The 14630-nt window shown below is 52.8% G+C and carries 13 protein-coding genes, 1 pseudogene and 1 riboswitch; of the genes and pseudogenes, 3 read left to right on the top strand and 11 right to left on the bottom strand.

Features of this window, described 5'->3' with window-relative positions:
* Positions 1-50: 50 nt before the first annotated feature.
* A riboswitch (M-box (ykoK) riboswitch) is annotated at positions 51-215 on the bottom strand.
* 15 nt (positions 216-230) lie between these two features.
* From ULO1_RS06625 to ULO1_RS06615, 3 genes are all read right to left on the bottom strand, one after another.
* Positions 231-881 (bottom strand): phosphatase PAP2 family protein, encoded by a 651-nt coding sequence (locus tag ULO1_RS06625; protein ID WP_079906260.1) that lies wholly within the window; start codon positions 879-881, stop codon positions 231-233.
* 5 nt (positions 882-886) lie between these two features.
* Positions 887-2194 carry a DRTGG domain-containing protein gene (locus ULO1_RS06620; protein WP_079933223.1) on the bottom strand — a complete coding sequence of 436 codons (1308 nt, stop codon included), beginning with the start codon at positions 2192-2194 and terminating at the stop codon, positions 887-889.
* Positions 2195-2283: 89 nt separating this feature from the next.
* Positions 2284-3186 (bottom strand): DMT family transporter, encoded by a 903-nt coding sequence (locus ULO1_RS06615; RefSeq protein WP_079933222.1) that lies wholly within the window; start codon positions 3184-3186, stop codon positions 2284-2286.
* A 102-nt stretch (positions 3187-3288) separates the two neighbouring features.
* On the opposite strand from ULO1_RS06615, the gene ULO1_RS06610 reads away from it, so the two are divergent.
* Positions 3289-3975: a metal-dependent hydrolase gene (locus ULO1_RS06610; protein WP_079933221.1), complete on the top strand. Its 687-nt coding sequence runs from the start codon at positions 3289-3291 to the stop codon at positions 3973-3975.
* 122 nt (positions 3976-4097) lie between these two features.
* Positions 4098-4913 carry an S-layer homology domain-containing protein gene (locus tag ULO1_RS06605; RefSeq protein ID WP_079933220.1) on the top strand — a complete coding sequence of 272 codons (816 nt, stop codon included), beginning with the start codon at positions 4098-4100 and terminating at the stop codon, positions 4911-4913.
* A 23-nt stretch (positions 4914-4936) separates the two neighbouring features.
* Here ULO1_RS06605 and ULO1_RS06600 read toward each other — a convergent pair whose 3' ends face one another.
* The 8 genes and pseudogenes from ULO1_RS06600 to sucC form a co-directional block, all read right to left on the bottom strand.
* Positions 4937-5323 (bottom strand): biotin/lipoyl-containing protein, encoded by a 387-nt coding sequence (locus tag ULO1_RS06600; protein ID WP_079933219.1) that lies wholly within the window; start codon positions 5321-5323, stop codon positions 4937-4939.
* 321 nt (positions 5324-5644) lie between these two features.
* Positions 5645-6970, bottom strand: a pseudogene (gene accC, locus ULO1_RS06595) (acetyl-CoA carboxylase biotin carboxylase subunit); the annotation flags it as partial.
* A 13-nt stretch (positions 6971-6983) separates the two neighbouring features.
* Positions 6984-8531, bottom strand: coding sequence for an acyl-CoA carboxylase subunit beta (locus ULO1_RS06590; RefSeq protein WP_078664283.1), 1548 nt, complete (start codon positions 8529-8531; stop codon positions 6984-6986).
* The gene (gene mce, locus ULO1_RS06585) at positions 8531-8941 is read right to left on the bottom strand and encodes a methylmalonyl-CoA epimerase (RefSeq protein WP_078664284.1); all 411 of its coding nucleotides are present in this window, start codon (positions 8939-8941) and stop codon (positions 8531-8533) included. The genes ULO1_RS06590 and mce overlap by 1 nt, the downstream gene beginning before the upstream one ends.
* Positions 8925-9341 (bottom strand): cobalamin B12-binding domain-containing protein, encoded by a 417-nt coding sequence (locus ULO1_RS06580; protein WP_078664285.1) that lies wholly within the window; start codon positions 9339-9341, stop codon positions 8925-8927. The genes mce and ULO1_RS06580 overlap by 17 nt, the downstream gene beginning before the upstream one ends.
* Positions 9342-9369: 28 nt before the next feature.
* The gene (locus tag ULO1_RS06575; RefSeq protein WP_079933217.1) at positions 9370-11022 is read right to left on the bottom strand and encodes a methylmalonyl-CoA mutase; all 1653 of its coding nucleotides are present in this window, start codon (positions 11020-11022) and stop codon (positions 9370-9372) included.
* A gap of 15 nt (positions 11023-11037) precedes the next feature.
* Positions 11038-11907 carry a succinate--CoA ligase subunit alpha gene (gene sucD / locus ULO1_RS06570; protein WP_079933216.1) on the bottom strand — a complete coding sequence of 290 codons (870 nt, stop codon included), beginning with the start codon at positions 11905-11907 and terminating at the stop codon, positions 11038-11040.
* Positions 11908-11921: 14 nt separating this feature from the next.
* The gene (gene sucC, locus ULO1_RS06565) at positions 11922-13037 is read right to left on the bottom strand and encodes an ADP-forming succinate--CoA ligase subunit beta (protein WP_078664288.1); all 1116 of its coding nucleotides are present in this window, start codon (positions 13035-13037) and stop codon (positions 11922-11924) included.
* Positions 13038-13366: 329 nt separating this feature from the next.
* Here sucC and ULO1_RS06560 point away from each other — a divergent pair, with 329 nt between their 5' ends.
* Positions 13367-14620 (top strand): HD-GYP domain-containing protein, encoded by a 1254-nt coding sequence (locus tag ULO1_RS06560; protein ID WP_078664289.1) that lies wholly within the window; start codon positions 13367-13369, stop codon positions 14618-14620.
* Positions 14621-14630: the final 10 nt, after the last annotated feature.

Raw genomic sequence — 14630 nt, 5'->3', positions numbered from 1 at the left:
CATCACCTCCAAAAAAAAAACTTCCCGAAAATGGGAAGCCAAGTTTCATCTTCACTCCCCACTCGTTTGAGTTTTAGCTCTGTATAGCTAGGCTGTTCGCCAGCCACATTAGATAAAGCCTTAAGCCGGCCATATCTGCTAACCCATTGGTGTCTCTCGACATTTCTGGGCAGTGGCATCTGTCTATACAGTAGCCTCACCTAACGAGGAATTATTTATTTCAAGTATTATTATACGCTCCTCTTTCTTTGACCGTCAACCAGCCAGTTAAAATTTTTTACTGCCAGCCACCAGGTTCCCAGCCAGAAGACTCCTGCCGCAAAGCCCGCCAGCACATCACTGGGATAATGTACCCCCAGATAGACCCGGCTTAAACCAATAAGTAAAAACAACAATACCGCCAGGGCCGCTGCCATTCTGTTATATGGCCGGGGTAGCAGCTTCCAGGCCCAGTAAGCCAGCAATCCATAAGCAATAATCCCGATCATGGCATGGCCGCTGGGAAAACTAAAACCACTGGCCTCAGTTAACCAGGGCCGGGGTGGCCGGGGACGATGAAAGAGGCGCTTCAAACTCTCCTCCAGCGCCACTCCGCCAATGAGTACAGCCCCGGAAAGCTGGGCTGCCCGCTTCCCGGCCTGAGAATGCCCCAGCAGCCATAAAGCCAGCAAACTCAGAGGAATAACCGCCTTACCGCTGCCCATAAAGGTAATAGCCCGCATTAGTTCGGTCAGCCAGGGCTGGCGCCAGCCCTGAATCCAGCCTGACACCAGGGAATCAAAAGGGTAAAGCTCATGATAGATTAGATCCTCAGCCAGTTTGGCAAACCAGAACAGTCCCAGCCCGGTCAAGGCCCAGATCAGTACCATTTTTTTCTTCATTTCGCTCACCTCTCCAGGTTCTTGCCGGTAATAAAGGCTTTAGCCACCAGTTGCTCTCCCTGCCGTACTGTTACTTCAATTTTGGCTACCCGACGGGAGGTGGAAAGGACGGCAGCCTCTACTTCTACCTGCTGGTCAAAGGGTACCGGCTCTATATGTAACAGAGTTAGGCTCTCGGTGGACAAGTCCAGACGTTTGCGGCGTTTAAGGGCTATATAAGCGGTGGAATTAATCAATGTAACCAGCACACCTACCGATGCAAAGCCAAATTCATTGGTCATAAATTCTGTAATTTCCCCCAGCAGCTTCACCCCCAGCTCGGTATCTTCCATGCGAAAACCGGAAAGGACAATATTATCCAGGGTATCAGTTATATGGGGCTGCTTCTGCAGATGCTGATAGGCATTGATAATATCCTGCCGGCTGAGCACCCCCACTGCCCTGCCCCTGTCATCCACTACAGGTAGCAGCTCCTGGCCCTCCCAGATCATCAGACGGGCGGCATGACCAATGGAGACATCCTGTTCAACTGTAACTGCCGGCCGCATTACCGCCGAAATCGGTTCCTCCTCTTCCCGCCCAAACACATCTACGGGGGTAACCAGGCCAATAACCTCCCCGGCCTCGTTCAAAACCGGGAAACGGCTGTGGTGATATTTCTCCACCGCGGCGTGCCAGTCGGCAATCCGGTCAGTTGCTTTTAAATAGCGGAACTCCCGCACCATAGCATCTTCTACCAGCACAATCTCCTTGTCCGGCATGGCTGCCAGCAGGGCCCGGTTAATGATACTGGTCACAGCAAAAGTGTCATAGGGGGTGGAAATGACCGCCCGATTTTTTTGCCGGGCCAGCTGGATAATCTCTTCTTCCGGGGTAAAGCCCCCGATAATCAGCAGATGGGCCCCCAGCTCCAGGGCCGCCCGCTGAGCATCAGTACGGTTACCCACAATAAAGACACTGCCCTCTTCAACATAATGGGGCAATACATCCACCGTTGACGCTCCAATTGTAAAAGCTTTAATCCCTCGGCTCAAATACTCTTCACCTGTAAGCACTGTACCCTCAACCAGGCGCTTGATTTCAGCCAGGGTTAGATCCTCAATTTCCCGTGCCTCCGGAGTTTCGATCCGCACTGTACCTACTTTGGGAATGGAACTGACCAGCCCCTGGGCCTCCGCCTCCTTGATGGCCCGATAGGCTGTACCATCACTTACTTCCAGCTCCCGGGCAATTCGCCGCACCGAAACCTTGGTTCCAACCGGTAATGCCTCAATATACTGCAATATCTGCTCATGTTTGGTTTGTGGTGCCATGGTCCGCACTCCTTCCTCTCCTGTGTTGCATAACAACCCGATTGTGCTACCATTATTGTATCATAGTTTTCCCTGCTGGTACAATCGACTTACCCATCATTCGCCTCCATTATTTCCAGTTCCCGGGATTTTATGCGCTGATCCCCGATTTCCGAATAAAGAATCCCTACTAAAATCAATGTCCCTCCCAGCCACAGCTGCAGGGTTGGTGTCTCTCTTAGAAAGACAAATGCAAACACCGCTGTAAAAACTGGCTCCAAAGTAAAGATTATAGCTGCCCGCTGGGCCGATGTAAAGCGCTGGCCCCAGTTTTGCAAAAATAATACCAGACCGGTGGCTATTACCCCCATGTACAGTAAACCCAGCCAGGTTGCCTTTCCGGCCATCAGCCAGCTTTCCCCGGTCCACCAGGAGAACAGCCAGCAACCCAAACCGATCACCAGTAACTGCAGCCAGGTAAAGGGGCCGGTAGGGTAGCGGCCGGCATAACGGGAAACCAGCACAATATGGAGGGCAAAGGCAATGGCACACAGCAGGGTCAGTACATCTCCCCGGTTAAACTCGCCCTGCACCAGTTCCGGAGACCAGGAAAGCAAAGCCAGCCCGGTGAAAGCCAGAAGTGACCCCAACCAGACTGCCCGGGAGGGCTTTTGCCCGTAAAGGAAAAAAGCTACTACCGGGGTTAATACCACCGCCAGGCCGGTTATGAAAGCTGACTTGGAGGCAGTAGTGCTCAATAAGCCCAGGGTCTGCAGAACAAAGCCAGCGCCCAGAACCAATCCCAGCTTGATCCCTGCCCACCAGCCCCCCGCCGGCAGGGCTTTAATCTGCTGCCAGAAGATCACCCCCAGCACCAGAGCCGCAATGGTAAACCTGATGGCCAGATAGCTAAATGGCGGCATCTCCCCCAGCCCCAGCTTAGTCACAATAAAAGTAGTGCCCCAGATCAGGGTCACTACCAGTAAAGCCAGCTCCCCTTTATTTTTCAGCAATTTTTTCGCCTCCTTTATCTTCTCCTATTATAACTGAATTTGGCAAAGTTTGCACCAGCAGTTAAAATATAATCAGAAAATTATTTCAGGAGGTTGAGAGCTATGAAGATTACATTTCTCGGTCATGCCGGCTTCTGGCTGACAGGAAACCAGACTCGAGTTGCCATCGATCCGTTTCTGACCGGCAATCCCGTCGCCAAACATCAGCCCGGGGAAATCCAGGCCGAATATATCCTGGTCAGTCACGGCCATGGTGATCACCTGGGAGATAGTGTGGCTATCGCCCGCCAGAGCAATGGCACCATTGTCAGCGTTTTTGAAATCGCCAACTACTGTGCCACCCAGGGGGCCACTGTCCATCCCATGCATATCGGCGGCAGCTACAATTTCGGCCCGGTGAGAATCAAGCTAACCCCGGCTCTGCATGGCAGTTCCAGCGGCGAATACCCTGCCATCTATCTGGGCAACCCCTGTGGCTTTATCGTGGAAATGGATGGCTTGACCCTCTATCATTCCGGCGATACGGGACTCTTTGGAGATATGGCCTTGATCGGCCGCCGGCATGTGCTGGATGTAGCCTTTATCCCCATCGGGGATAATTTCACCATGGGTCCTGATGATGCCCTGGAGGCGGTGAAAATGCTTACCCCCCGTTATGTGATCCCCATGCATTACAACACCTGGCCCCTGATCGCCCAGGATGCCACCAGTTTCAAACAGCGGGTAGAAGCGGAAACAGGAGCGGAAGTAATTATCCTTAATCCGGGTGAGAGCTGGGAAATACAGTAAAAATATAATAACGTCTTCACAACATCTTCACAAAATCTTCATAAATTCGACATATTTTAGCCAAAAATGTATATTACACTATGTAATAGATAAACTAATTAATAGCGAAGGGGGACTGTATTATGAAAAAAACAATTGTAACCTTTGTAACTGCAGCTGTGCTGGCTGTGCCATCTTTGAGTTTCGCTGCTGAAACTCAGTTTAGCGACATAACCAACCATCCCGCCGCCCCTTATATTCAGTTCATGCAAAGTAAAGGAATGGTAAAGGGTACGGGAAACGGCCAGTTTCATCCCGACATGAAAATGGACCTGAAGCATCTCAACCGTTTACTTACCAGGGTATCCGGCAAAGAAGCCAGCCTGACCATGACTCACCGGGTAGCAGTAATTAAAGGTATTGTAGATCTGTTCGGTTTAAATAGCGCCGCTGAGGCTTTAACCGTTGAAGAAACCACCGCACTCCTGTCTGCATACAATGACCAGCAGGATATCCCGGATGCAGACCGCAAGGCCGTTGCTTATCTCGTACAGCAAGGTGTACTGGTGCCTGCAGAGGAAAACAACCAGTTGCGCCCCCATCAGGAAATTACCCGCGCCGAAGCAGTAACACTGCTGGCCAAACTGGCCCAGAAAAATTTAATAACCTTAAACAACAGTCCCGAACTGGCTGATAAAATGATGGATGCAAAACAAACCAGCATGAATATGAAACAGGGCATGATGAAGGAAAAAATGGCTAAAATGATGGCTGAACAACAGACCAGAATTATGCAAATGGAAAAAATGCTGTCTACGATGAATGGTGAACAGAAAGAAAAAATGATGCAATTAATCAAAGACATGAAAGCCATGATGGAAGAAATGAAAATGATGATGGCTGAATCCGGTATGATGGGACAAACTGGCCAGCCCCATCCCACCGGGCATAAAATGTAAAAAGAGGGCTCTTCGCCCTCTTTTTATTCTATCACTACCAGCACTTCATTCATGCCCACGTTCTGGCCTTCACTGACCAGCACTTCCTTAACGGTACCAGCCTGTTTGGCAGCAATTTCATTTTCCATTTTCATCGCTTCCAGTATCACCAGCACCTGCCCGGCATCTACCTTATCCCCCGGCTTGACCTTTACTCCTTTGATCACCCCCGGCATGGGAGCGGTTACCTGCCCTTTGCCAGTAGCCACCGGAGCGGCGGCCGGAGCAGCCATTGCAGGAGGCGGCGGTGTCGCCGCCGGTTGCGCCGAACGCTGAATGGTAGCCGGCGTCTGGGCCCCGGCTTCAGTGGGCAGTTCCTCCACCAGAACTTCATAAGCTATGCCATTAATGGTTATTCGCAACTTTTTCATGCATCTCTCCCCTTCCTACCTCAGCAGTCTGCTTTGCATCTGCTGATACAATCCCAGCACTCGCCAGGGACTGCCGCCAGCCAAACCGCCGTCCCTGTCTGCTCTCCTGATTTCTCTTATCTGTAACGGCTTACCATCACTGACTGCATCCACGGCTGCAGCAATCACTGCCAGCAATTCCGGGGTCAGTTCCCCTCCGGCCCCGGCCACCCTCTGATTGTCACTGCCGGTAACCGCCTTTACCGCTTCAGGTCCGGGTTGAGGTACAGCCTCAGCCACCGGCGGGCGCACCGCTACTTTTTCCTTGGGTGCCAGGGGTCCCATGCGGGTAGTAAGGAAATTAGTATAGACCTCCCCTTTTTGAAAATAGAAATTATCCAGCACCTGTAGATGAAAGGGGATGGTGGTAGTTACCCCTTCAATGAGAAATTCCTTGAGACAGCGGCGCATGCGCTGAATGGCTTCCTGCCGGTCATGCCCCCAGACAATCAGTTTGCCGATCATGGAATCGTAGAAGGGAGTAATAGTATACCCCTGGTAAGCTGCACTGTCCAGCCGCACCCCGAAACCGCCCGGCGGACGGTAAAAGGTGATCGTACCTGGATTGGGCAGGAAATTGTTAAAGGGGTCTTCGGCATTGATCCGGCATTCAATGGCATGGCCGCGGATCTGGATATCCTTTTGCTCATAACCCAGAGGCTCTCCGGCCGCAATGCGAATTTGCTCCTTGATCAAATCGATTCCGGTAATCATTTCAGTCACGGGATGCTCTACCTGAATCCGGGTGTTCATTTCCATGAAATAAAAGTCGCCATCCCGGGTCAGGAGAAATTCCACCGTGCCAGCACCGGAATAGTTAACGGCCTGAGCTGCCCGGACCGCCACTCCCCCCATGATTTCGCGCAAGCGGCTGCTGAGGGCAGGAGACGGCGCTTCTTCAATCAATTTCTGATTCCGGCGCTGTACCGAACAGTCCCGTTCTCCCAGATAAACTACGTTGCCGTGGTTATCAGCCAGTATTTGAAACTCGATGTGACGGCAGTTCTCCAGATATTTTTCCAGATAGACATCAGGATTATTAAACCAGGTTTGGGCTTCAGAACGGGCTGCCCGCCAGGCCTCGGCAAACTCCGACTTCTGCCGGACAATCCGCATCCCCCGGCCGCCCCCGCCGGCAGCTGCTTTTAACAGCACAGGAAAGCCCATTCTGGTAGCCAGTTTCAACGCTTCTGCCTCCGACTCAATAATAGCTTCACTGCCTGGTACTACCGGCACTCCGGCCTTGATCATGGTTTCCCGGGCCACCGCTTTATCCCCCATGGCTTCGATGGCCTCCGGGGAGGGGCCGATAAAGACCAGACCGTTTTCAGCACAGCGCCGGGCGAAATCAGCGTTTTCCGCCAGGAAGCCATAGCCGGGATGCACCGCCTGGGCACCAGCTTTGACAGCCACCTCGATGATTTTTTCCGCCTCCAGGTAGCTGCGGGGGCCCCCGAGGCAATAGGCCTCATCGGCCAGCTGCACATGCAAACTATGGGCATCCGCTTCGGAATAAACGGCCACAGTGGCGATATCCAGTTCATGACAGGCCCGGATAATCCGAACCGCAATTTCTCCCCGATTGGCAATCAGGATTTTTTTAAACACGGCTCTCCCTCCTTTAGAACGGAATATTGCCGTGTTTCTTCGGCGGCCGGCTTTCCCGTTTATTGCGCAGCATGTGCAGGGACTGAATCAAGCGGGCCCTGGTCTGCCGGGGATCGATAACGTCATCCACCAGCCCCTTGGCACAGGCCACATAGGGGTTGGCAAACCTTTCGCGGTATTCCGCCGTCCGGCGCGCCCGCACTTCCTCTGGATTATCGGCACTGTTGATTTCATCCTTGAAGATGATATTGGCTGCACCATCGGGACCCATAACGGCGATTTCCGCTGTCGGCCAGGCCAGAGCCACATCAGCTCCCAGGGAGCGGCTGCACATGGCCACATAAGCTCCTCCGTAAGCCTTGCGTAAAATCACCGTCATCAACGGCACTGTCGCCTCTGAGTAAGCGTAAAGGATTTTAGCTCCGTGACGAATAATACCCCCATATTCCTGGGCCGTGCCCGGCAAAAAGCCAGGTACATCCACAAAAGTGATGATGGGGATATTGAAGCAATCACAGAAACGGACAAACCGGGCGATTTTGTCCCCGCTGTTGATATCCAGACAACCGGCCAGCACTTTGGGCTGGTTGGCCACAATGCCCACACTGTAGCCATCCAAACGGGCGAAGCCCACCACACAGTTTTCCGCCCAGTAGCGATGGACTTCGAAGAATTCGCCCCCATCCACTACTGCCTGGATGACATCCCGGACATCATACTGTTTGTTAGGTTCTGTGGGCACGATTTTCAGGATGTCTTCCGCCCGGCCGAAGGGCTCCCGTGGCTCCACCCGGGGCGGTTCCTCCATATTGTTCTGAGGTATATAGGAAAGGAGGGTGCGTATCTGCCGCAAACAGTCCTCTTCATTATGAGCCAGGAACTGGGCCACCCCGGAGACATGGTTATGGGTCATGGCACCTCCCAGTTGTTCAGTGGAAACATCCTCCCCGGTAACAGCCTTAATCACCTGCGGACCGGTGATAAACATCTTGGAAGTCTCCTGCACCATAAAGATAAAATCGGTGATAGCCGGGGAATAGACGGCTCCACCGGCACAGGGCCCCATAATGGCCGATATCTGGGGTATCACCCCTGAGGCCAGGGTGTTGCGGTAAAAGATATTGCCATAAGCGGAAAGGGCCATCACTCCTTCCTGGATACGGGCACCCCCCGAATCATTGAGCCCGATCACCGGGGCCCCCGATTTCATGGCCAGGTCCATGATTTTGCAAATTTTGAGAGAATGCATTTCCCCCAGGGCCCCGCCATAGACGGTGAAATCCTGGGAAAAAACGTAGACCAGCCGGCCATTGATGGTACCATAACCGGTGACAACCCCTTCACCCAGCTGTTCATCACTCTTGCCAAATTCCGGCGCTTCCCCCTGGACAAACATATCGGTTTCCACAAAGGAGCCTGGGTCCAGGAGCAGCTCAATCCGCTCCCGGGCTGTCATTTTACCGGCCATATGCTGGCGCTGGATGCGCTTGATTCCGCCCCCTAGCTTGAACTTTTCCCGGCGGGCGGCCAGTTCTTGCAGTTTTTCTTCAATGGTCGCCATTATTTCCCCTCCTGCCGTTCACAAAGTTCAATCAAGAGGCCCTGGGTGCCTTTGGGATGGAGAAAAGCAATTCTGGCTCCTCCTGCCCCCTGGCGTGGGGTCTCATCGATCAGCGGAACCCCTTGCGCTTTCAGCTCCGCCAGTGTCTGTTCCAGGTTTTCCACCCGGAAGGCCACATGCTGCAACCCCGGCCCTTTGCTGGCAATGAATTTGGCAATGGGGCCATCGGGGTCAGTTGATTCCAGCAACTCCACCTTGGTTTCCCCGACAGGCAGGAAGGCCACCCGGACTTTCTGGGCCGGTACCTCCTCAATTCCCTTCACTTCCAGGCCCAGAATATCCCGGTAGAGAGCCAGCCCCTCTTCTAAGGAGCGGACGGCAATGCCCAGATGGTCAATTTTCTTCAGCATGACCATCACCTCCCAGCCGCTCTTGAATAAACTCCACAATGGCGGAAGTGGGCGTACCAGGAGTGAATATTTCCGCCAGACCGGCCGCTTTCAGGCCCGGGATATCTTCCTGTGGTATAATCCCCCCGCCAATCACCAGTATGTCCTCAATCCCCTGGGCCCGCAGCAGTTCCATTACCCGGGGAAAAAGCTCATTATGGGCTCCGGACAGACAACTGAGCCCGATTACCTGCACATCCTCCTGAATGGCCGTGGCCACAATCTGTTCCGGGGTTTGCCTGAGCCCGGTATAGACCACTTCCATGCCGGCATTTCTGAGCGCCTGGGCTACGATTTTTGCCCCCCGGTCATGACCGTCCAGACCGGGTTTGGCCACCAAAACCCTGATTTTTTTCTCCACCTGCTACCCCCCTCTTTCTCCCATAACTCTATATTGTCAAATGCTGCTGATGTTCTCCGAACACCTGCCGCAAAGTATCACAAATTTCGCCCAGTGTAGCATATACTCTGACCGCCTGCAGGATGGCAGGCAGCAAGTTATCCGTGCTACAGGCCGTCTCCTTCAGGTTTTGCAAGGCATTGGCAACTGCCAGGTTGTCCCTCTCCTGTTTCAAAGCCTGTAACCGGGCCGCCTGTTCCCTTCCTACCGCCGGATCCACCCGCAGGATTTGCGGCTGTTTTTCCTCCGGCAGCACGAACTTGTTGACTCCTACGACAATCCGCTCTCCGGATTCGATTTCCATCTGGTAGCGAAAGGCTGCTTCCTGAATCTCCTTCTGCTGGTATCCCAGCTCAATAGCCCGGACTGCCCCGCCTATTTCCTCAATTTTGTTCAGATACTGCCAGACCCTGTTCTCAATCTCAGAAGTCAAGGACTCAATGAAGTAAGAACCAGCCAGGGGATCAATGGTATCCGTTACCCCGGTTTCATAGGCGATCACCTGCTGGGTCCGCAGGGCAATCAGGGCTGATTCCTCGGTCGGCAAAGCCAGGGCCTCATCCCGGGAATTGGTATGCAGGGATTGGGTTCCCCCCAGAACTGCACTCAAAGCCTGGAAAGCCACCCGCATTATATTGGTATCAGGTTGCTGGGCTGTCAGGGTACACCCTGCCGTCTGGGTATGGAAACGCAACATCCAGGAGCGGGGATTTTCCGCCTTAAAACGTTCCCGCATGATTTTGGCCCAGATCCGGCGCGCTGCCCGGAACTTGGCGATTTCCTCAAAGAAATTGGAATGGGCATTAAAGAAGAAAGATAACCGGGGTGCAAAATCATCCACCTTCAGCCCGGCTTTGATGGCTGCTTCCACATAGGCGATGCCATTGGCCAGGGTAAAAGCTACTTCCTGAACCGCCGTCGAACCCGCCTCCCTGATGTGATAACCACTGATACTGATGGTATTCCAGTTGGGTACATGCCGGGAACAGAAGGCAAAAATATCGGTAATCAGGCGCATGGAGGGTTCTGGCGGGAAAATATAGGTTCCTCTGGCGATATATTCCTTGAGAATATCATTCTGGATCGTGCCATTGAGCTGTTCTGGCCTGACCCCCTGTTTTTCCCCTACCACGATGTACATAGCCAGCAACACTGCTGCCGGGGCATTGATAGTCATCGAGGTGGAGACTTTATCCAGGGGTATGCCTTGCAAAAGAATTTCCATGTCCTGCAGGGAATCGATAGCCACCCCCACTTTGCCTACCTCCCCCCGGGCCATGGGATGATCTGAATCATAGCCAATCTGGGTAGGCAGGTCAAAAGCCACCGAAAGCCCTGTTTGACCCTGTTCCAGCAGGTAATGGAAGCGGCGGTTGGTTTCCGCAGCTGTGCCGTACCCGGCATACTGGCGCATGGTCCAGAATCGGCCCCGGTACATGGTGGGCTGAACCCCACGGGTAAAGGGATATTCTCCCGGGAAACCCAGCTGTTCCAGATAATCCAGGTCTTTTGTATCTTCCGGAGTGTAAAGTCTTTTGATCTCAATCTCTGAAGTGGTAGCAAACTTTGCCTGTCGCTCCGGTGTCCTGGGCAATATCTTTTCTTCCACTTTCTTTTCCCAGGCTGCCAGTTTCTCCCTCATTACCTCGCCCCCTCCTTATTTCTTGAGCGCCTGCTTAAGCAATTCCGGTACCTGCCAGGGCAATTCCGCTACCCGGGCTCCTGCTGCCGTCAGAGCCTCCACCTTGCTGGCAAAAGTGCCTTTGCCCCGTTCCACAATGGCGCCAGCATGGCCCATACGCTTGCCAGGAGGCGCGCTCTTGCCGGCCAGGAAGGCCACCACCGGTTTGGTCATGGTCTTGATATATTCCGCCGCCACTTCTTCAGCATTACCGCCGATTTCCCCGACCAGGATCACCGCTTCCGTGTCCGGGTCAGCCTCCAGCTGTTGTAATACATCGACAAAGGACAGCCCCACTACCCGGTCACCGCCCAAGCCTACTACGGTAGATTGCCCCAGCCCCTGTCGGGTCAGGTTGTAGACGATCTCATAGGACAGGGTGCCACTGCGGGCTACTACCCCTACTTTACCGGGCAGGAAAATCTGGTTGGGCATAATCCCCATTTTGCACTGACCCGGAGAAATGATCCCGAAGGTGTTAGGCCCGACTACAGTTGTCCCCCGTTCCCGGGCAAAAGCTATGATTTCCATTTCATCATGTAAGGGTACATGCTCGGTAATGATAACCACCGTTTTCAGACCGGCATCTATGGCTTCAAAAGCTGCATCCTTTACCAGTGGCGCCGGTATGAAGATAATGGAAGCTGTGGGCTGAACCGCTTCCACCGCCTGAGCTACCGTATCAAATACCGGTACCCCATGCACTTCCTGTCCGGCCTTGCCCGGGGAAACCCCGGCTACGATATTGGAACCATAAGCCAGCATCTGGCGGGTATGAAAACTGCCCTGATTACCGGTAATCCCCTGCACCAGTACCCTTGTATCTTTGTTAATAATAATCGCCATCTCCCTGCTCCCCCTTAACCTGCTTGTTTGGCCAGTTCTACCACTTTGGCCGCTGCTTCTGCCATGGATTCATAGGCTTCTACCCCGATTTCCTTCAGGATAGCCACCCCTTCTTCCTGGTTGGTTCCCACCAGGCGAATCACAACCGGCACAGTGATGCCCAGTTTTTCCTTGACCCTGACGAAAGCCCGGGCCACATCATCGCAACGGGTAATCCCGCCAAAGATGTTGATCAGTATGGCTTTGGGCTGAGTGGAAAGAAGAATTTCCAGGGCCCTGGCAGTGGCCTCTTCACTGGCACCGCCGCCAGCATCCATGAAATTGCGGGCTCGCCCGCCATAATATTGCAAAATATCCAGGGTGGCCATGGTAATCCCGGCTCCATTGGCCATAACAGCGATATCCCCGTCCAGCTCTACGTAAGAAATCCCCAGTTCATGGGCCAGCCTCTCCCGTTCTGTCCGTTCCTCCACCCTGGGCAATCCTGCCGGATAGCGGAAAGCCGCTTCATCATCAATGTTAATTTTGCCATCAGCAGCCAGCAATTTGCCCTCACTTATCACCAGAGGATTGATTTCCACCAGTTCACAATCATAGCGGCGGAAGATCTGCCACAATTTCTGCAGGAGCACAGTCATCTGCTTGTATATATCTCCAGCCAAACCCAGCCGCCGGCTGATTTCCCGGGCCAGATAGGGCATAATCCCCCGGTTGATATCCAGATGCAGCTTGACCAGGTATTCTTCCGGCACTTCCTCGATATCCATGCCCCCCTGGGCCGATGCGATTAACAGGGGTCTGCGGGCGCTGCCATCCACTGTAATCGCTACATAGATCTCCTTTTCGATCCCTATCTTTTGTTCCACCAGCAAGGTTTCCACCCGATAGCCCTTGATTTCCATGTTCAGCAATTGCTCTGCCACCTGGAGAGCTTCTTCCGGGGTGCTGGCAAACTTGATGCCTCCCGCTTTGCCCCGGCCCCCTACCAGCACCTGGGATTTCAAAGCCGCCGGCCCGAGTTCCGCCACCGCCCGGGCTGCTTCCTCAGGGGTGTTCGCAACTCGTCCAGCCGGCACAGCAATGCCTTCCTGGCGAAAGATTTCCTTGGCCATGTACTCGAACAACTTCATCCCCTATCTCCTCCTTTACTCCCTTTTGTTGTCTATCACTCAAAGACAAATGCCCATATTTGTAGCCTGTCTTTGCCGTGACTATAAGTTATGCAAAAAACAGGCCAAAATTAAGATTTTTCAGTAAATTCAAGTGATAAAAATAAGTAGATGGCAATATTTTGCCAGACAACCTCCCGACTCCGCAATCATTTGCAGAAACTACCTGCAATTTTTTTCAGTAGTCTGCAAATAAATTCATAGCGCAAAATGGCTATTGAAATTGTAGCGAATTTATTCTACAATTATAACGATTTTGTGTTGAACTGTGTCTGAGGAGGCACCGGACAGTGGTTAGAAAGTTTGCCATCTACAGTATTGCAACAATGATAATCTTAGGTGCAATCCTGGGTTTTGATTTGAATAATACCATTAAAGAAACGGCCATCTGGCTGTTCAAGCAGCAAATCAAGGCTCAGCAACTGCCCTTAATGCGTGATCATATAAATTCGACGGACTTTGCTGCCATTCCTGCTCCCAGGCGATTGGCTGAGCTGGATAATTTCTTCAATGCCTATCTGGCCAGCAACCAGGTCTTGCTCATCAAGCTCTGGAACTCGCAGGGAATGATCGTCTATTCCACTGATCACAAATATATCGGAAAGCAGGAACCCAATAACCCGGATATCAAAACCGCATTAAGCGGACAGATCATAGCAGAATTTACCGATGACTACTCTGCTACCGCCCATGCCGAAGCAGCCGGCCTGACCAAAAACTATCAGGAATTAATTGAAGTCTATCTGCCCATCGAAATCAATGGCAAGATTACCGGCATATATGAAGCCTACTGGAATACTGAAGAACTTTTTGCCAAACTTAAACAGGTGGCCCTTAGCGTCTGGGGCCTGATTGGAGCCAGTTTTTTCATCCTCTTTATTGTCCAGTATCGCATTGTCTTTGGCGCGGCCAACACCATTTCCCACCAGAAAAATGAACTGGATCGTATTGAAAAACGCTTGATCCGTTCTCTAAGTGAACAACAACAAATCTACCGGGGTACCATCCAGTCCCTGCTGGCCGCCCTGGATGCCAAGGACCATTATACCGCCGGTCACAGCCTGCGAGTGGCAGATTATGCCCTCCTGCTGGGTAAAAAAATCGGTTTACCCGCCGAGAGACTACGAATTCTGGAGGAAGCTGCCCTGTTCCATGATATCGGCAAAATCGGTATTCCCGAACACCTGCTGGGTAAGCCGACAGACCTTACTAAAGAGGAATATGCCGCCATGCAAACTCATGTCCGCATTAGCAGCCAGATTATTGGTGTGATGGACGGTTTCAGTCAACAGGCCCGCATCATTCTCCACCACCACGAACACTGGGATGGATCCGGTTATCCTGTCGGTCTGGCAGGAAAGGCCATCCCCCTGGAAAGCCGCATCCTGGCCATAGCTGACACCTATGATGCTCTCACCACTGACCGCCCTTACCGCAAGGGCCTGTCCCGGGATGAAGCCCTGCTGCGGCTGGCAGCGGCCAGCGGCACCCAGTTTGACCCGGAGCTGACCGAACTGTTTATAGCTATCATCCAGAAAAAATAAATTCCCCCTG

It is taken from the genome of Carboxydocella sp. ULO1, assembly GCF_002049255.1.
GTDB lineage: Bacteria > Bacillota.
This window is presented reverse-complemented; position numbering and strand designations above follow the sequence as displayed.